The organism is Streptomyces sp. NPDC107765 (genome assembly GCF_055657085.1).
In genome coordinates this window covers 367,054-384,195 of record NZ_JBVKBL010000004.1, presented here as the reverse complement: position 1 = coordinate 384,195, position 17,142 = coordinate 367,054, and the positions used below count along the sequence as shown (strand labels likewise).

At 72.7% G+C, this 17,142-nt stretch carries 17 protein-coding genes and 1 riboswitch; of the genes, 8 read left to right on the top strand and 9 right to left on the bottom strand.

Annotated elements, in window-relative coordinates; translation table 11 throughout:
• The first annotated feature begins 49 nt into the window (after positions 1 to 49).
• Positions 50 to 424 (top strand): BlaI/MecI/CopY family transcriptional regulator, encoded by a 375-nt coding sequence (locus ACZ7MX_RS13305; protein ID WP_472131808.1) that lies wholly within the window; start codon positions 50 to 52, stop codon positions 422 to 424.
• 587 nt (positions 425 to 1,011) lie between these two features.
• The gene (locus ACZ7MX_RS13300; protein WP_472131655.1) at positions 1,012 to 2,343 is read left to right on the top strand and encodes an LCP family protein; all 1,332 of its coding nucleotides are present in this window, start codon (positions 1,012 to 1,014) and stop codon (positions 2,341 to 2,343) included.
• A 123-nt stretch (positions 2,344 to 2,466) separates the two neighbouring features.
• On the opposite strand, the gene ACZ7MX_RS13295 is transcribed toward ACZ7MX_RS13300, so the two are convergent.
• A complete protein-coding gene (locus ACZ7MX_RS13295; RefSeq protein ID WP_472131654.1) occupies positions 2,467 to 2,739 on the bottom strand; it encodes a DUF1876 domain-containing protein in 273 nt (90 codons plus the stop codon).
• A 117-nt stretch (positions 2,740 to 2,856) separates the two neighbouring features.
• Between ACZ7MX_RS13295 and ACZ7MX_RS13290 the strand changes: the two genes are divergently transcribed.
• A complete protein-coding gene (locus ACZ7MX_RS13290) occupies positions 2,857 to 3,723 on the top strand; it encodes a DUF4097 family beta strand repeat-containing protein (RefSeq protein WP_472131653.1) in 867 nt (288 codons plus the stop codon).
• 47 nt (positions 3,724 to 3,770) lie between these two features.
• Here ACZ7MX_RS13290 and cobN read toward each other — a convergent pair whose 3' ends face one another.
• On the bottom strand, positions 3,771 to 7,421 hold the full coding sequence (cobN, locus tag ACZ7MX_RS13285) for a cobaltochelatase subunit CobN (RefSeq protein WP_472131652.1): 3,651 nt from the start codon (positions 7,419 to 7,421) through the stop codon (positions 3,771 to 3,773).
• A gap of 37 nt (positions 7,422 to 7,458) precedes the next feature.
• A riboswitch (cobalamin riboswitch) is annotated at positions 7,459 to 7,586 on the bottom strand.
• A 215-nt stretch (positions 7,587 to 7,801) separates the two neighbouring features.
• Here cobN and cobG point away from each other — a divergent pair.
• The 3 genes from cobG to ACZ7MX_RS13270 are packed head-to-tail and all read left to right on the top strand — an operon-like array spanning position 7,802 to position 11,405.
• Positions 7,802 to 9,184 carry a precorrin-3B synthase gene (cobG, locus tag ACZ7MX_RS13280; protein WP_472131651.1) on the top strand — a complete coding sequence of 461 codons (1,383 nt, stop codon included), beginning with the start codon at positions 7,802 to 7,804 and terminating at the stop codon, positions 9,182 to 9,184.
• Complete coding sequence (locus ACZ7MX_RS13275) at positions 9,181 to 9,813, top strand: precorrin-8X methylmutase (RefSeq protein WP_472131650.1); 633 nt, start codon at positions 9,181 to 9,183, stop codon at positions 9,811 to 9,813. The genes cobG and ACZ7MX_RS13275 overlap by 4 nt, the downstream gene beginning before the upstream one ends.
• Positions 9,810 to 11,405: a precorrin-2 C(20)-methyltransferase gene (locus ACZ7MX_RS13270; protein ID WP_472131649.1), complete on the top strand. Its 1,596-nt coding sequence runs from the start codon at positions 9,810 to 9,812 to the stop codon at positions 11,403 to 11,405. Before ACZ7MX_RS13275 ends, ACZ7MX_RS13270 begins: the two co-directional genes overlap by 4 nt.
• A gap of 49 nt (positions 11,406 to 11,454) precedes the next feature.
• Here the strand turns inward: ACZ7MX_RS13270 and ACZ7MX_RS13265 are convergent, their stop codons facing one another.
• The 4 genes from ACZ7MX_RS13265 to ACZ7MX_RS13250 are packed head-to-tail and all read right to left on the bottom strand — an operon-like array spanning position 11,455 to position 13,212.
• Entirely contained in the window at positions 11,455 to 11,991 is a 537-nt protein-coding gene (locus ACZ7MX_RS13265) for a CchlQ (RefSeq protein WP_472131648.1), read from the bottom strand.
• Positions 11,961 to 12,191 carry a DUF397 domain-containing protein gene (locus ACZ7MX_RS13260; protein ID WP_472131647.1) on the bottom strand — a complete coding sequence of 77 codons (231 nt, stop codon included), beginning with the start codon at positions 12,189 to 12,191 and terminating at the stop codon, positions 11,961 to 11,963. The genes ACZ7MX_RS13265 and ACZ7MX_RS13260 overlap by 31 nt, the downstream gene beginning before the upstream one ends.
• Complete coding sequence (locus tag ACZ7MX_RS13255) at positions 12,188 to 12,394, bottom strand: DUF397 domain-containing protein (protein WP_472131646.1); 207 nt, start codon at positions 12,392 to 12,394, stop codon at positions 12,188 to 12,190. The genes ACZ7MX_RS13260 and ACZ7MX_RS13255 overlap by 4 nt, the downstream gene beginning before the upstream one ends.
• The gene (locus ACZ7MX_RS13250) at positions 12,391 to 13,212 is read right to left on the bottom strand and encodes a helix-turn-helix domain-containing protein (protein ID WP_472131645.1); all 822 of its coding nucleotides are present in this window, start codon (positions 13,210 to 13,212) and stop codon (positions 12,391 to 12,393) included. Before ACZ7MX_RS13250 ends, ACZ7MX_RS13255 begins: the two co-directional genes overlap by 4 nt.
• A 138-nt stretch (positions 13,213 to 13,350) precedes the next feature.
• Between ACZ7MX_RS13250 and ACZ7MX_RS13245 the strand changes: the two genes are divergently transcribed.
• Positions 13,351 to 13,572: a hypothetical protein gene (locus tag ACZ7MX_RS13245; protein ID WP_472131644.1), complete on the top strand. Its 222-nt coding sequence runs from the start codon at positions 13,351 to 13,353 to the stop codon at positions 13,570 to 13,572.
• Positions 13,573 to 13,701: 129 nt separating this feature from the next.
• Here the strand turns inward: ACZ7MX_RS13245 and ACZ7MX_RS13240 are convergent, their stop codons facing one another.
• Positions 13,702 to 14,481, bottom strand: a complete 780-nt coding sequence (locus ACZ7MX_RS13240) for a cobalt-precorrin-6A reductase (protein ID WP_472131643.1) — start codon at positions 14,479 to 14,481, stop codon at positions 13,702 to 13,704.
• Positions 14,482 to 14,498: 17 nt separating this feature from the next.
• Here ACZ7MX_RS13240 and ACZ7MX_RS13235 point away from each other — a divergent pair, with 17 nt between their 5' ends.
• Complete coding sequence (locus tag ACZ7MX_RS13235; RefSeq protein ID WP_472131642.1) at positions 14,499 to 15,701, top strand: cobalt-precorrin-5B (C(1))-methyltransferase; 1,203 nt, start codon at positions 14,499 to 14,501, stop codon at positions 15,699 to 15,701.
• A gap of 35 nt (positions 15,702 to 15,736) precedes the next feature.
• On the opposite strand, the gene ACZ7MX_RS13230 is transcribed toward ACZ7MX_RS13235, so the two are convergent.
• Complete coding sequence (locus tag ACZ7MX_RS13230) at positions 15,737 to 16,144, bottom strand: hypothetical protein (protein WP_472131641.1); 408 nt, start codon at positions 16,142 to 16,144, stop codon at positions 15,737 to 15,739.
• Between the two features lie 169 nt (positions 16,145 to 16,313).
• Positions 16,314 to 17,093 carry a precorrin-4 C(11)-methyltransferase gene (cobM, locus tag ACZ7MX_RS13225; RefSeq protein ID WP_472131640.1) on the bottom strand — a complete coding sequence of 260 codons (780 nt, stop codon included), beginning with the start codon at positions 17,091 to 17,093 and terminating at the stop codon, positions 16,314 to 16,316.
• Positions 17,094 to 17,142 lie beyond the last annotated feature (49 nt).

Here is a 17,142-nt window from a genome sequence, read left to right as displayed (position 1 = left end):
CCTCGGCGCGGCGGGGCGGGAGCACGGCCGCCGGCGCGGGCAGGGCCAGCTGGAGGCCCAGGTGCTGACCGCCCTGCAGCACGCACCGGGACCGGTCACCGCCGCCTGGGTGCAGGAACGACTCGGCGGCGACCTCGCGTACACGACCGTGATGACGATCCTGTCGCGGCTGCACGCCAAGCAGGCCGTCTCCCGCGAACGTTCCGGCCGCGCCTACGTGTGGACCGCGGCCGCCGACGAGGCCGGGCTCGCCGCGCTGCGGATGCGCCGCGTCCTGGACGGCGAACCGGACCGGGACGCGGTCCTCACCCGCTTCGTCTCCGCCCTCTCGCCCCACGACGCACACGTGCTGCGCACCCTCCTCGACCGCGCCACGGACGACGCCCCCGGCCCGACCCCTCCGGACGGAGCCCGCGGGGCCTGACGCGTGGGGCGTCCTCGCGGACCGGCTCGGATCAGAACAGTGCGTTCTTCTACAGCCATGTAGAACGTGCCGGTAGAGTTGCCCGCACACCTGCGCAACGGGCGTGTGCCGAGGGGGAGATGGCGACGAGGTGCGGACTCCTGCGGCCGGTGGAAGTCTGCCGGTGCCGACGTCACCCTCCCGGCCGCCCCCCGGCCGCGACTTTGGCGTCCCGTGCAACCTTCGGGGCGCCCTGGCCATCTGCATCAGCAGACCGGCGCACTCCTCGTACCGAATGCGCCGGACATGAGCAGTTCGACCAGCACCACCCCCCGACCAGCAGAACCAGCAGCAGGACCGGCAGGACAGGCGTTCCCGGCAGGAACGGCTTGCCCGGCGGGTCCGGCGCGACCAGAAGAGCCAGAAGGGCCATCCGCGTGCACGACAGGCAGCCGCACCAGCAGACGGCCCGATGGGACGACGACGCGACCTCCGACGACACGCCCCACGCCTCCCCCGACGGGCCCGGCCGCCGGTCCGGTGGTTCCCGCAGGGCGGGCAGGGCGAAACCGTCGGGCCGGAGGGGCGCGTCGGAAGGGAAGGTCCGGATGACCCGCCGCGGCCGGATCGTGGCCTGGACCGGTGGTGTGCTCGGCGTCCTGATCCTCGGTACGGCCGGGGCCGGCGCGTGGGTCTACCAGCACCTGGACGGCAACATCCACGGCGTGGACATCGGCGTGGACGGCAAGCGGCCGGTCAACCTCAGCCCCGGCTCCAAGAACATCCTGGTCGTCGGGTCCGACAGCCGGGCCGGCGCCAACGCCAAATACGGCAAGGGCCTGACCACCATGCAGTCGGACACCCTGATGGTGCTGCACATCTCGGCCGACCATAAGTGGGCCACCGCGGTGTCGTTCCCCCGTGACTCCTGGGTGCAGATCCCCGCCTGCACCCGCGGCAACGGCTCGAAGTCCTCCGTGCACCACTTCAAGATCAACGAGGCGTTCTCGATCGGCGGTGACACCGGAAACGTCACGAAGGCCGCGGCCTGCACCATCAAGACCGTCGAGAAGAACACCGGCCTGCGCATCGACCACTTCGCCTCGATCGACTTCCAGGGCTTCAAGGGCATGGTCAACGCGCTCGGCGGCATCGAGGTCTGCCCCAAGCACGCCATCCACGACAAGAAGGCGCACCTGGACATGGACGCCGGCTGCCAGAACGTCCAGGACGAGAAGGCGCTCGGCTACGTCCGCACCCGCTACAGCGTCGGCGACGGCTCCGACCTCGGGCGGATCGGCCGCCAGCAGGAGTTCATGAAGGCGCTGGCCGCGAAGGCGCAGTCCAAGCTGACCAGCCCGGGCGACCTCTACGACTTCCTCGACTCGGCGACCAAGTCCCTCACCACGGACAACGACCTGGCCGGCCTCAAGCCGCTCTACGACCTGGCCTCGACGGTCAAGGACATCCCCAGCGACCGCCTCACCTTCGTGACCGTGCCCAACTACTACCGCGAGGCCGACGTCCCCACCGACCACGCCAATGTGATCTGGCAGTACCCGCAGGCCGGCGAGTTGTTCAGCGACCTGGCCCACGACCGCGAGATCGGCGCGGCCGGCAAGGCGAAGTTCGCCGAGGCTGCCAAGAACCCGATGACCGCGCGCTCCGTGCGGGTACGGGTCCTCAACGGCACCGGCACCTCCGGCCAGGCCGCCACCGCCGCGGAGCAGCTGCGGCGGCTCGGCTTCACGGTCATCGGCACCGGCAACGCCCCGGCGACGGACCGGACCACGCTCACCTACTCCGGCTCCCTCCAGCCGCAGAGCGAGGTCCTCGCCGCCCGCCTCCCGGGCCTGAAGCCGACCCGGTCCGCCGATGCGGCAGCGGGCGCGGTGACGCTGACCATCGGCCCGGACTTCACGGCGTTGATGGGCGGCTAGCCCCGCACCTGCGCCGCCACGCACCCTCCGGGCGGCAACGCCGGGCCGGTGCAGCACGGCGTGGCCGCGCCGCACCTTCGCCTGCGCCTCAGCCCTGCGGGTTCCTCAGATTCCTCAGCTTCCTCACGCCTGCAGCCGCTCCACCGGCCGGGCGGTGTGCACCTCGATGTCGTGTGCCGCCCGCTGCAGCAGCTGGTGGCTGAGGTCCGACATCGCCCGGGCCACGGCCAACTCGTCGCCGATGGCCGGGACGTTCTCGTCCGCGGGGTTGCAGCGCGCCGAGCCCTGGCCGACCATCTGGCCGCCTTCCTTGCCGCGCAGCCTGGCCTCCGCCCGGACCTCACTGCCGGCCTCGGTGATGCTGATCTCGGCGTTCCATGTCTTCGTGCCAGTCACCGGAAGCCTCCTCATCCGCCCGTACGCAGCACATGAACCGCCCCCACGAAAATCCTCGCACCGGGGCCCGCGGGCCGCACCTGCAACTTTCTGCACCCCCACTCTCGGGTTTTCCCCATGGTCCGCGCCCCCGCCGCCGCCTTAGTCTCGTTCTTCGCGGCCGCCCGGCGGCCCGCCTCTTGTGACCACCAACTGCCGTTCGCCCCGGGGGATTTCATGCATCACCGCCACCACCACCGCGCCCGCCTCCCCCGCCGCACCCTCGCGGCCGCCGCGGCGGCCCTCGTCGCGGTGTGCGGGATCAGTGCCTGCGGTCTGCTGCCCGGGGAGACGTTCGAGGACGACGCCGTGGTGTCGAAGAAGATCACGGCCGTCCGCCTGGACTCCGACTCGGGCGGCGTCACGGTCCGCGGCGGCGAGGGCGGCGGCAAGAACGGCGACACGGTCTCGGTGCACCGCTCGGTGCAGTACCACGACGACCGCCCGGAGGGAGCGACGTACCGGGTCGAGGACGGTGTGCTGGTGCTCGGCGGCTGCGGCGACAGCTGCTCGGTGACGTACACGATCAAGCTTCCGGCGGGCCTCCCGATCAGCGGGAAGACCTCGAACGGGGCGGTGGACCTGAGCCGGGTGGGCGCGGTGAACGTGACCACCAGTTCCGGGGCCGTCGATCTCGACGGCGTCACCGGCCCGGTCGACGTACGGACCAGCAACGGTGCGATCACCGGACGCGGCCTGTCCGGCGGGCACCTCACCGCCGAGACCTCCAACGGCGCGATCGACCTGACCCCGGCCCGGCCGCAGGACGTCCGCGCGAAGAGCTCCAACGGCTCGGTCACCGTACGGATGCCGAAGGGCCGCTACGACATCTCCGCGTCCACCAGCAACGGCGCGAAGCACATCGGCCTGACCGACGACCCGTCGGGCCGCTACCGGCTGAGCCTGACCACCTCGAACGGGGACATCACCGCGAAGGCGGCGTAAGGCGTGACCTGCCGGTGCCCGGCCGCGCGGCCGGGCACCCGGGCCCGCTACTCCTCGCCCTCCAGCTCGCCCTCCGTCTCCAGGAAGACGTCCCGCAGCGCGGCCAGGGTCTCCGCGTCCGGCTTCTCCCACATGCCGCGGGACTCCGCTTCCAGGAGGCGTTCGGCGATGCCGTGCAGGGCCCAGGGGTTCGCGTCCTGGAGGAAGGCGCGGTTCTCGGCGTCGAGGACGTAGGTCTGGGCGAGCTTGTCGTACATCCAGTCGGCGACCACGCCCGTGGTGGCGTCGTAGCCGAACAGGTAGTCCACGGTGGCGGCGAGTTCGAAGGCGCCCTTGTAGCCGTGGCGGCGCATCGCCTCGATCCAGCGGGGGTTGACGACCCGGGCGCGGAAGACCCGGGAGGTCTCCTCGACCAGCGTGCGGGTGCGGACGGTCTCGGGGCGGGTGGAGTCGCCGATGTAGGCGGCCGGGGCCCGGCCGCCGCGCAGGGCCTTCACCGTCGCCACCATGCCGCCGTGGTACTGGAAGTAGTCGTCGGAGTCGGCGATGTCGTGTTCGCGGGTGTCGGTGTTCTTGGCGGCGACCGCGATCCGCTTGTACGCGGCCTCCATCTCGTCCCGGGCCGGGCGCCCTTCCAGGCCGCGGCCGTACGCGTAGCCGCCCCAGACGGTGTAGACCTCGGCGAGGTCGGCGTCGGTGCGCCAGTCGCGGGAGTCGATCAGCTGGAGCAGGCCGGCGCCGTAGGTGCCGGGGCGGGAGCCGAAGATGCGGGTGGTGGCGCGGCGTTCGTCGCCGTGGGCGGCCAGGTCGGCCTGGGTGTGCGCGCGGACGAAGTTGTCCTCGGCCGGTTCGTCCAGGCCGGCGGCGAGCCGTACCGCGTCGTCCAGCAGGCCGGTGACGTGCGGGAACGCATCGCGGAAGAAGCCGGAGATGCGCAGCGTGACGTCGATGCGGGGGCGGCCGAGCTCGGCGAGCGGAACGGCTTCGAGGCCGGTGACGCGGCGGGACGCGTCGTCCCATACGGGCCGGACCCCGAGCAGGGCCAGGGCCTCGGCCACGTCGTCGCCGCTGGTGCGCATGGCGCTGGTGCCCCACAGGGACAGGCCGACGGACTGCGGCCAGTCGCCGTTGTCGGTGCGGTACCGCTCCAGCAGGGAGTCGGCGAGGGCCTGACCGGTCTCCCAGGCGAGCCGGGAGGGGACGGCCTTGGGGTCGACGGAGTAGAAGTTGCGGCCGGTCGGCAGCACGTTGACCAGCCCGCGCAGCGGCGAGCCGGACGGGCCGGCCGGGACGAAACCGCCGTTCAGGGCGTGTACGGCGTGGTCGATCTCGTCGGTGGTGGCGGCGAGCCGCGGGACGACCTGGCGGGCGGCGAAGTCGAGGATGTCGGCGACCTGCGGGCCGTGGCCGGCGGCCACGTCGGGCACCGCGGCCGGGTCCCAGCCGGCGTCCTCCATCGCCTGGACCAGGGCGCGGGCCCGGGCCTCGGCCTCGTCGGCGGTGGTGCGGGTCGCGGCGGACTCGTCGAGGCCGAGGGCCTCGCGCAGGCCGGGCAGGGCGGAGGTGCCGCCCCAGATCTGACGGGCGCGGAGGATGGCCAGGACGAGGTTGACCCGGGCCGCGCCGGCCGGCGCGGCGCCCAGGACGTGCAGACCGTCGCGGATCTGGGCGTCCTTGACCTCGCACAGCCAGCCGTCGACGTGCAGCAGGAAGTCGTCGAAGCCGTCGTCGTCCGGGCGCTCCTCCAGACCGAGGTCGTGGTCGAGCTTGGCGGCCTGGATCAGCGTCCAGATCTGGGCGCGGATGGCGGGCAGCTTGGCCGGGTCCATGGCGGAGATCTGCGCGTACTCGTCGAGCAGCTGCTCCAGGCGCGCGATGTCGCCGTAGGAGTCGGCGCGAGCCATCGGCGGGACGAGGTGGTCGACGAGGGTGGCGTGCACCCGGCGCTTGGCCTGGGTGCCCTCGCCGGGGTCGTTGACCAGGAAGGGGTAGACGAGCGGGAGGTCGCCGAGGGCGGCGTCCGGGCCGCAGGCGGCGGACAGGCCGGCGTTCTTGCCGGGCAGCCACTCCAGGTTGCCGTGCTTGCCCAGGTGGACCATGGCGTCCGCGCCGAAGCCGCCGTCCTCGCGGGACGCGGCGATCCAGCGGTAGGCGGCGAGGTAGTGGTGGGAGGGCGGCAGATCGGGGTCGTGGTAGATCGCGATCGGGTTCTCACCGAAGCCGCGCGGCGGCTGGATGAGGACCAGCAGATTGCCGCGGCGCAGCGCGGCGAGCACGATGTCGCCGTCGGGGTTGTGGGTGCGGTCCACGAACATCTCGCCCGGCGGCGGCCCCCAGTGCTGCTCCACCGACGCGCGCAGCTCCTCCGGGAGCGTGGCGTACCAGCGCTTGTAGTCGGCGGCCGGGATGCGGACGGGGTTGCGGGCCAGCTGCTCCTCGGTGAGCCACTCCTGGTCGTGGCCGCCGGCCTCGATGAGGGCGTAGATCAGCTCGTCGCCGTCACCGGATGCGAGGCCGGGTACGGGCTCGGCACTCTCGTCGCCGAAGTCGTAGCCGTCCGCGCGCAGCCGCCGCAGCAGTTCGACGGCGGAGGCCGGGGTGTCCAGGCCGACGGCGTTGCCGATGCGGGAGTGCTTGGTGGGGTAGGCGGAGAGCACCAGCGCGAGGCGCTTGTCGGCGTTGGGGAGGTGGCGCAGCCGGGCGTGGCGTACGGCGATGCCGGCGACCCGGGCGGCGCGCTCGGGGTCGGCGACGTAGACCGGGAGGCCGTCCTCGTCGACCTCCTTGAAGGAGAACGGGACGGTGATCAGCCGGCCGTCGAACTCGGGGACGGCGATCTGCGAGGCGGCGTCGAGCGGCGAGAGGCCCTCGTCGTTCTCCTCCCAGGCGCTGCGCGACCCGGTCAGGCACAGCGCCTGGAGGATCGGCACGTCGAGGGCGGCCAGCGCGCCGGCGTCCCAGGACTCGTCGTCACCGCCGGCGCCGGCCTCGGCCGGCTTGGTGCCGCCGGCGGCGAGGACGGTGGTGACGATGGCGTCGGTGGTCCGCAGCGCGTCGATGAGTTCGGGCTCGGGGGCGCGCAGCGAGGCGACGTAGAGCGGGAGCGGGCGGCCGCCGGCCGTCTCGATCTGCGCGCACAGTTCGTGCACGAAGGCGGTGTTGCCGCTCATGTGGTGGGCGCGGTAGTAGAGCACGGCCACGACCGGGCCGGTGCCGTCGGCGGCCGGGCGCTCCAGGTGGCCCCAGGACGGGGCGGGCACGGGCGGTTCGAAGCCGTGGCCGGTGAGCAGCACGGTGTCGGAGAGGAAGCGGGCGAGCTGTTCGAGGTTGCCGGGGCCGCCGTGCGCCAGGTAGGCGTGCGCCTCGGCGGCGATGCCGACCGGGACCGTGGACTGCTCCATGAGCTGGGCGTCGGGGGCCTGTTCGCCGGTGAGGACGACCACCGGCCGGTGCTGGCCCTCGGCGAGCAGCAGGTCGAGGCCCTCCTGCCAGGCGCGGATGCCGCCGAGGAGGCGGACGACGACGAGGTCGGTGCCGTCGAGCAGATCGGGCAGCCCGGTGACGTCGAGGCGGGCGGGGTTGGCGAGCCGGTACGCCACCGGGCCGGTGGCCGCGCGGGCACTGAGCAGGTCGGTGTCGGAGGTCGACAGCAGCAGGATTCGGGGGGCCGCGGGGTGGTCCCCGGACGAATGCAGCATGCGAGCGCTGGCCTTCCTCGGGGTGTCCGCGCCCCGGGTGGTCGTAAGGACGGCGGGAGTTCCTGACTCACCCGGCACCGGCCGGGTTCACAGTGGCGGGACCGCGCCGGATTCTCACCGGGCTTCCTCCCTCGGACCCGAGGGCCCGGCGCCGTCGCTGGCGTCCGACGGGTCAGCCGACCCGCCGACCTGCATAGTAAGGGCTGCGGGCGACGGAGGTAAGCGGGCCTTTGCGGGGGCGGCGAGCGACCGCGGGCGGGGCTTTCGGTACGCCCGGTACGCGGGGCTCCGTAACCCGTGCCGTGGTGGCCGGATTCGTCCGTTTCATGGCCGGATCCGCCCCGGATCGGTCGCGCACCGTCGTAGGTATGCTCGCCGCCATGCCGCCCTCCCCCTCACCACGGCCCCGACGGGCCGAACCGCCCGTGCGGGCCCGCGGTGACGCCTGCCCAGGAGCGCTGCGGCTGCATCCGGCCGCCGACGGCCATCTCGCCCGAGTACGCATCCCCGCCGGGGACTTGACGGCCCATCAGGCCCATGCGCTGGCCGATGCCGCGGACCTGCTCGGTGACGGCCGGCTGTCCCTGACCTCGCGCGGCAACGTCGAGCTGCGCGGCCTGCCGGACGGCTGCGGCGGCCGCCTCGCCGAGCTGCTGCACGACGCCGGCCTGCTGCCGTCCGAACGCCACGAACGCATCCGCAACATCCTCGCCTCCCCGCTGGCCGGGCTGGACCGGAACACCCCTGCTGACGTGCGGCGGTGGGCCCGCCGGCTGGACGAGCTGCTGTGCGCGAGCGACTCCGCGACCGCGCTGTCCGGCCGTTTCCTGTTCGCCCTGGACGACGGGCGGGGCGATGTGGCGGCGCTCGGCGGCGATGTGACCTTGGTCGCAGAATCGGGCATCACGGGTGACGGAGCGGCCGGCGGCGGGGCGCTGCTGCGGGTCGGCGACGACCCGGCGGCGCTGCGGATCGCCGGCCCGGACGCACCGCGCGCGGCCCTGACCGCCGCCGAGACCTTCCTGACCGCCGCGGCGGCCGGCGGCACCGGCGCCTGGCGGGTGCGCGAACTCCCGGACGGCCACGCGCTCTCGGTGCGGGACGTGGCGGAGGCACTGCGGGCGGCGGGCATCGAGGCGCGGTACGTACCGGGCGGGGCGGGGGTGGCCGAGCCGGTGGTCCGCCATGCGGACTCCTCCGCCCCCGGCATCGTCGAGGGCCGCGACGGCCGCAGCGCGCTGTCCGTACTGGCGCCGCTCGGCAGGCTGTCGGTGGCCCAGTGGCGGCTGCTCGCGTCCCTCGCGGCCGACGACGGATCCGGCGAACTCCGCCTCACGCCGTGGCGCGGCATCGTCGTCCCCGGCCTGGCGGCCGCCGCGGCCGCGCCCCGCCTCCGCGAACTGGCCGCCGCCGGCCTGGTCACCGACCCGTCCTCCCCCTGGCACCGCATCGGCGCCTGCACCGGCCGACCGGGCTGCGCCAAGTCCCGCACGGACGTCCGCGCGGACGTGACGGCGGCGGTCGAGGCGGGCGTGCCGCTGCCGCCGGGCCTCGCCGCACCCGCCGTACCGGAGGCAGCCCCCCTCTACTGGTCCGGCTGCGAGCGCCGCTGCGGGCACCCGCACGGGACCTGGATCGACGTACTGGCGACGGAGGCGGGGTACCAGGTCGCGGTCGTACGCCCGGCCCCAATGCCGGCCGCACCAGCAACAACACCCGCAGCATCAGTAACACCAGGAACGCCAGAAACGAGGCCAGAGTGACCGCGTTCGACTACGAGAAGGACGGTGCGGAGATCTACCGCCAGTCCTTCGCCACCATCCGCGCCGAGGCGGACCTCTCCGGCCTGCCCGCCGACGTCAGCCGGGTCGCGGTCCGGATGATCCACGCCTGCGGCATGGTCGACCTCGTACGCGATCTGGCCTTCACCCCCGGTGTGGTGACCACCGCCCGCAAGGCGCTGCGCGACGGTGCGCCGATCCTCTGCGACGCCAACATGGTCGCCAGCGGCGTCACCCGCAAGCGGCTGCCGGCCGGCAACGAGGTGCTCTGCACACTGGCCGACCCCGCGGTGCCGGACCTGGCCGCCCGTATGGGCACCACCCGCAGCGCCGCGGCCCTGGAACTGTGGCGGGACCGCATGGAGGGCGCCGTCGTCGCGTTCGGCAACGCCCCGACCGCCCTCTTCCGGTTCCTCGAAATGATCGAGGAGGGCGCGCCCCGCCCGGCCGCCGTGATCGGCATACCCGTCGGCTTCATCGGCGCGGCGGAGTCCAAGGACGCCCTCATCGCCCATCCGTCGGAGCTGGACCACATCGTGGTGCGCGGGCGGCGCGGTGGCAGCGCCATGGCCGCGGCCGCCCTCAACGCCCTTGCTAGCGAGGAAGAGTGAGCGTGAGCGAGCAGCAGGAAATTGGCACCGGCACGGGCATCCGCACCGGGACCACCGGCCGTCTCTACGGCGTGGGCCTCGGCCCCGGCGACCCGTCCCTGATGACCGTACGGGCCGTCGAAGTCATCGCCGAGGCCGACGTCATCGCCTACCACAGCGCCCGCCACGGCCGTTCGATCGCGCGCTCCATAGCGGCCCGACACCTGCGCGACGACCACCTCGAGGAGGCGCTGGTCTACCCGGTCACCACCGAGTCGACCGACCACCCCGGCGGCTACCGCGGCGCGCTCGACGAGTTCTACGAGGAGGCCGCGGAGCGCCTGGCCGCGCACCTCGACGCCGGCCGCACGGTGGCGGTCATCTCCGAGGGCGACCCGCTCTTCTACGGCTCCTACCAGCACATGCACAAGCGGCTCGCGCACCGCTACCCGACCGAGGTGATCCCCGGCGTCACCTCGATCAGTGCCGCCGCGGCCCGCCTGGGCAGGCCGCTCGCGGAGGCCGACGAGGTCCTGACGATCCTCCCCGGCACGCTGCCGGAGGAGGAACTGACCGCCCGTCTGGCCGCCACCGACACCGCCGTAGTCATGAAACTGGGCCGCACCTTCCCGACCGTCCGCCGCGCCATGGAACGCGCCGGCCGCCTCGACGAGGCCCACTACGTCGAACGCGCAACGATGCCGGGCGAGCGCACCGCCGAACTCGCCTCGATCGACTCCGACACCGTTCCCTACTTCTCCGTCACGGTCGTCCCCAGCCGCATCGCGGCCCAGTCGGCACCGCAACCCTCCGAGACCCCGGCGGCCGAAAGGGAAGCGGGCGAGGTGGGCGAGGCGAACGAGCCGGGCGAAGTGGTCGTCGTAGGCACCGGCCCGGCGGGCCCCCTCTGGCTCACCCCCGAGTCCCGCGGCGCCCTCGCCGCCGCCGAGGACCTGGTCGGTTACACCACCTACCTGGACCGCGTCCCGGTACGCCCCGGCCAGCGCCGCCACGCCTCCGACAACAAGGTCGAGTCCGAACGCGCCGAACTCGCCCTGGACCTGGCTCGCCGCGGCCGCCGGGTGGCCGTGGTCTCCGGCGGCGATCCGGGCGTCTTCGCGATGGCGACAGCCGTCCTCGAAGTGGCCTCCCAGGACCCCTACCGCTCGATCCCGGTCCGCGTCCTCCCCGGCGTCACCGCCGCCAACGCGGCCGCGGCCCGCGCCGGCGCCCCGCTCGGCCACGACTACGCGGTCATCTCCCTCTCCGACCGCCTCAAGCCGTGGGAGGTCATCGCCGAACGCCTGCACGCCGCCGCCTCCGCCGACCTGGCCCTCGCCCTCTACAACCCCGGCTCCCGCAGCCGCACCTGGCAGGTCGGCAAGGCCCGTGAACTCCTCCTGGAACACCGCGCCCCGGACACCCCGGTCATCCTCGCCCGCGACATCGGCGGCCCCGAGGAATCCGTCCGCACCGTCCCCCTCGCCGACCTCGACCCCACCCAGGTCGACATGCGCACCCTCCTGATCATCGGCTCGTCGCAGACGCAGCAGGTACGGCGCGACGACGGCACGGAGATCGTCTGGACCCCTCGGCGGTATCCGGAGAAGTAGCACGCAGGGGGGTGTGACCCTCGGGAACGAACGGGAACGAACCCGGGGGTCACGCTCCTTGCCGGCAGATCTGGCACCGGTCCGTGCCGTCCCACTCCTCCCACCCGAAGACGGTGGGCGCGAAGGGACGGCCCTCCAGTTCTTCGCGCACGGCCACGCGGTAGGCCCAGACCGCGTCGAGGTAGGGGTGGTAGACGTCGTGGAAGGCGCGCGAGCTGTGCCGGGCGCCTTCCGCCACGGCTCGCTGGAGCGCCCGCAGCCGTTCGAACATGGCCTGCCCCGCGCCGGCGACGGCGGTGCTCGCGTCGATGAACAGCCGCTCGCGCACCTCGTGGATCGCGGCGTCGGTCAGCGCCGCCCGAGCGGCGCCACCGGGATCCGCCTCGTCGCCCACGCCCTGAGCGATCTGCCGAAGCCGCGCGTGGCATACCCCGGCAGCGGAAATGAACTCGATATAGACCGCCCGCCGCCGCTCCGCACTGCTACGGGCCTTCTCATGCCGCTGCTTGAGCTGATCCGCGAGCACGGTGCCGCTGATGGCGATCAGACCACCACTCACGGTCGCGACCAGCGTCCCCCAGTCCACGCGTCCCCCTTCACGGTGGCTATGAACGACGACCAGGCGGCGGCGCGGATGCGCAGCACCGGACCGTCCGGGTTCTTGCTGTCCCGGACGGGGACGGTACCGGGGAATCCGTCGGCGACCTCGACGCAGTTGTTGTCTCCGCCGTCGCTGTAGCTGCTCTTGCGCCACACCGTGCCGCGCCGGCCAGGCAACGCGGTCACGATCGGGTGTCCTTCACCGTCTCTATGAACGAGCCCCAGGCGGCAGCCGGGACGTACAGCACCGGGCTGTCGGGAAGCTTGCTGTCGCGGACGGGGACGACACCGGTGAAACCATCGGCGACCTCAATGCAGTTGTCGTCTCCGCCATCGCTGAAGCTGCTCTTGCGCCATGTCACGCCAGCCAGGTTGAGCGTCGTCATCATGGGCTGCTCTCCTCCACCAACTGTTTGATCAGCGCTAATGAGTTACGGGGCGACAGCGCCGCATCTCGCAGGTGATCGTAAGACAGTCGGTAGCGCTGGACTTCTTCCGGATCCTCGATCAGTTCACCTGATCCGTTGCCCTCCAAGTAGGCAACAGCACTGTCGTCCGCCATCCACAGGAGCGCGAGCGGGGCACCCGCCAAGCGTTGTACCCCGGCAGAGAACGGAAGCACCTGAATCGTGATGTTCGGCTCTTCGGCGGCCTCCGCGATCCTGGCCAACTGGCCATGCCAGACCTCGCGGTCAAGCACTGGACGCCGTAGGACCGACTCGTCGAGAATGAATCGCACTGTGGGCGCCGGGTTGCGGCGCAGCAGCTCTTGCCTGCTCAAACGGGCCGCGACGCTCTCCTCCAGTTCCTCACGGCTTATAGGTGTCGGCCCCATCGACAGCGCGAGCCGCGCGAAGTCCTCGGTCTGCAGCAAGCCAGGGACGATCAGCGAGTACTTGTGGATGATCGTGGCCTTGGCCTCATACCGCATGAACTCGCGGTACCTGTCCTTGAACGACTCCAGCCGCGCCAACCGCCACAGCCGGACAAGCAGTTCCCCCGTCCCATGGACCCGGTCGAGGGCCTCCATGACCGGTAGCTTCGAGAGGCGTTCGCCGGTTTCCAGGCGGTGCAGGTACGTGCGGTCGTAGTTGGTTTCCTCGGCCAGCTGGGCCAGCGATTTTCCGGACGCATCGCGTAACCGGCGGAGTTCGCAGGCCAGAACCCAGCGGGCGGAGTCCTCGTTCTCGGAATTCTTTTCGACCATCCCACTCTCCCTTTGTTGCCCTTTCCCACGGCAACGCCTGCCTGCTTTCGCAAGCAGCGCCGCATCCACAACTCTAGGGATCAGCAAGGGCGTTGGCATCACCCGCCAGGATCCGAACTTAAGGATGGGAAGAAAGAGATGGTGGAGCGCAGTCGGGCGGCCGCGACGATCAAGGATGCAGAGGATGCACGGGACGAGTTGCGTGGGGCATTGAAGGGGGCGGGCGTGACCTTGCCCTCGTTGACGCTGGATGGGGTTTCGTTGGCGGGGGATTTCCCGCGACCCCTCCTCGACCTGGGGCGTTGTACGCCGCAGACCGCGCGCCGGCTGGCCGAGGCGTTGCGAGGCGAGGTGGGGTGAATGGTTCGGTGAGTGACGAAGAGAAAGAGCCCGAACCTGCCCGTGAGGTGGGCCGCGAGGAGCGGAATGCGGAAGTCGCGCGGCGACGGATAGCGGAATTGGTGGAACGAGTGCGGACAGCGAATCGATTCAGCGTTCGTTGGCCTCGGTGAGGACGCGCCGAAGCCATTCCGCCGCATCTGCCGGAGTGGCCGCCTCCGGAATTCCGGTCGGCGTCGGGGGCCGGCGCACGACCACGACCGGAATTCCCGCCTCGCGGGCCGCGGCCAATTTGGGGGCGGTGGCCGCCGCGCCGCTGTCCTTGGTGACGAGGACGTCGATGCGGTGGGTGCGGAGGAGTGCGCGCTCGCCATCCAGGGCGAAGGGGCCGCGGTCGAGGAGCACCTCCATCCGGGGCGGGTGCGGAGCCTCGGGGGCGTCCACCGAGCGGACGAGGAACCAGAGGTCGGTGAGGTGGGCGAAGTGGGCCAATCCCATGCGGCCGGTGGTGAGGAAGATGCGGGTGCCGAGGGTGGGGAGGGTCGTAGCGGCCTCCTCCAGGGAGGCGACCTGGTGCCAGGTGTCGCCGGGGCCCGGTACCCAGCCGGGACGGCGGAGCGCCAGCAGGGGAACATGGGCGGTGGCGGCCGCCTCGGCCGCACTGAAACTGATCGTGCCGGCGAAAGGATGGGTGGCGTCGATGAGCGCGTCCACCGCGTGCTCGCGCAGCCAGCGGGCGAGGCCCTCCGGGCCGCCGAACCCGCCGATGCGGACCTCCCCGTCGGGCAGGCGCGGCGCCGCCACCCGTCCGGCCAGCGAGGTCGTCACCCGCAGGGCCGGATCGGCGGCCAGGTCGGCGGCCAGGCGGCGGGCCTCCGTAGTACCGCCGAGGATGAGTACGTGGCGTGGCGGGCGGGCTGCGTCGGGCATGGGATGTGGGTTCCTCCGTGGGTGAAGCGCAACGGCAGGGTACGGGGCCGGGCACCGGACAGGCCGCGGGAGGACGGAGTGCGCAGCTTGCGCATACCGGGCTGCGGCCCGGGTGGACGACCGGTGCGTGTGCGACGGCGGCGAGCACGGCCGCGTACACCGCGCTGCTGACCGGCGAGTTCCCGGACCCGGTGACGATCACCCTGCCGAAGGGCCAGACACCGTCCTTCGCGCTGGCGGTGGAGGAACTGGACGCCGGGTCCGGCAGCGCCATGGCCGGGGTGGTCAAGGACGCGGGGGACGATCCGGACGTGACGCACGGGGCGTTGATCCGGGCACGGGTACGGGTGCTGCCGCCCGGGTCCGGTGTGGTGTTCAAGGCCGGGCAGGGGGTCGGGACGGTGACCCGGCCGGGACTCCCGCTGGACGTCGGCGAGCCGGCGATCAACCCCGTACCGCGGCAGATGATGCGGGAGCACCTGACCGGGGTGGCCCGTCGGTACGGCGGCGCCGCGGAACCCGGTGCGGAGCCGGACATCGAAGTCGAGATCTCCGTCGATCACGGGGAGGAGATCGCCCGTAGTACGTGGAATCCGCGGCTCGGCATCCTTGGTGGGCTGTCGATCCTGGGGACCACCGGGATCGTGGTCCCGTATTCCTGCTCGGCGTGGATCGATTCCATCCGGCGTGGGGTGGATGTGGCCCGTGCGGCGGGACGTACGCATGTGGCCGGGTGTACGGGATCGACGTCGGAGAAGGTCGCGGTCGCGCTGCACCACCTGCCCGAGGACGCCCTGCTGGACATGGGGGACTTCGCGGGGGCGGTGCTCAAGTACGTGCGGCGGCACCCGGTGGAGCGGCTCACGATCTGCGGCGGGTTCGCCAAGCTGTCCAAACTGGCGGCCGGGCACCTGGACCTGCACTCGGCACGGTCCCAGGTGGACAAGGGGTTCCTCGCGGAGCTGGCCCGGGAAGGCGGGGCCGACGAGGCGCTGGCGGAGGCGGTCGCCGGGGCCAACACCGGGCTGGGCGCGCTGCAGTTGTGTGCGGCGGCCGGCGTGCCGCTGGGCGACCTGGTGGCGGCGAGGGCGCGGGACGAGTCGCTGGCCGTGCTGCGCGGGGCGCCGGTGGCCGTCGACGTGATCTGCATCGACCGGGCCGGGATGGTGGTGGGCCGGGCGGAGCCGCGGGGGCCCGGGGCCGGCGGCAGGCGCCGCTGACGCCGGCCGGGGCCCCCGGCACGCGCCCTTGACCGTCAGTGCCTGGCGCGGAGGACGTCCTTGCGACCCCCCTGGGCGGCGTCGCGGAAGCGGTAGCCCATGCGGTCCGCCACGCAGTCGGGGCCGTTGGTCAGGCTGCCCAGGGCCGTGCCGAGGGCGCAGGTGGCGAGGCGTAGCGGGTTGTCGCGCATCCAGTCCGTGCGGTACCGGCGCTCACTGGTCCGGTGCTCGTTGGCCCGGCTGTAGTCGCGCAGGCCCGTGCTGTCGTGCGTCCGGGCCGCCGTGTCGGTGCTGCCGCCCACCGGTGCGGGGTCGGTCTTCGGCCGGGCGGCTGCCTGGTGGGCCGGGGTGTCGGCGACGGCGACGGTGCCGCCGGCGAGGGTGAGCAGGGCTGCGGCGGCGACGGATCCGGCGGCCAGTCTCGTGCGGGTGCGGGTGCGCATCGTGGGTGCTCCTTTGCTCGGGTGCCGCGGGCTTCCCTTGGTCCGCGCGTGTCCACGTTCCTTACCGGTCCCCGAGCGGCCGGTAACGGACATTCACCCCGATGCGGTCATATGATCAGTCGGACGCCTGATCGGGCCGAGCCCTGATCCGTCGTTTTCCGAACGCGCGTCAGGAAGAGCTCTGCGGCGCGCCGTCGCACGGACCGTGCGGGCGTTCGCGGTCCGGCGAGTACAGGTGGCTGTCGCGGAACTGCTCGGCGCCCAGCGTGCGGCCGACCATGATGACCGCCGTACGGACCACGCCCGCGGCCTTCACCTGGTCCGCGATGTCGGCCAGGGTGCCGCGCAGGACGAGTTCGTCGGGCCGGGAGGCCATGGCGACGACGGCGGCCGGGCAGTCGGCACCGTAGTGCGGCAGGAGTTCGGCGACGACCCGGTCGACGTACATCGCCGCGAGGTGGAGCACCAGCAGGGCTCCGCTGCGCCCGAGGGTGGCGAGGTCCTCGCCCTCGGGCATCGGGGTGGCGCGCTGGGCGACGCGGGTGAGGATGACGGTCTGGCCGACGGTGGGGACGGTCAGTTCGCGCTTGAGCGCGGCGGCCGCGGCGGCGAACGCGGGGACGCCCGGCACCACCTCGTACGGCACACCGGCCGCGTCCAGGCGGCGCATCTGCTCGGCGACGGCGCTGAAGACGGACGGGTCGCCGGAGTGCAGCCGGGCGACGTCGTGGCCCTCCTCGTGGGCGCGGACCATCTCGGCGGTGATGGTGTCGAGGTCCAGCTGCGCGGTGTCGATGAGCCGGGCGCCGGGCGGGCACTCGGCGAGCAGTTCGCGCGGCACCAGGCTGCCGGCGTAGAGACAGACCCCGCAGGAGGCGAGCGTGCGGGCGCCGCGGACGGTGATCAGGTCGGCGGCGCCGGGGCCGGCGCCGATGAAGTGGACGGTCATGGTCGTTCGGTCTCCTGGGAGGCGGCGATACGGGAGGCGGACGCTGCGG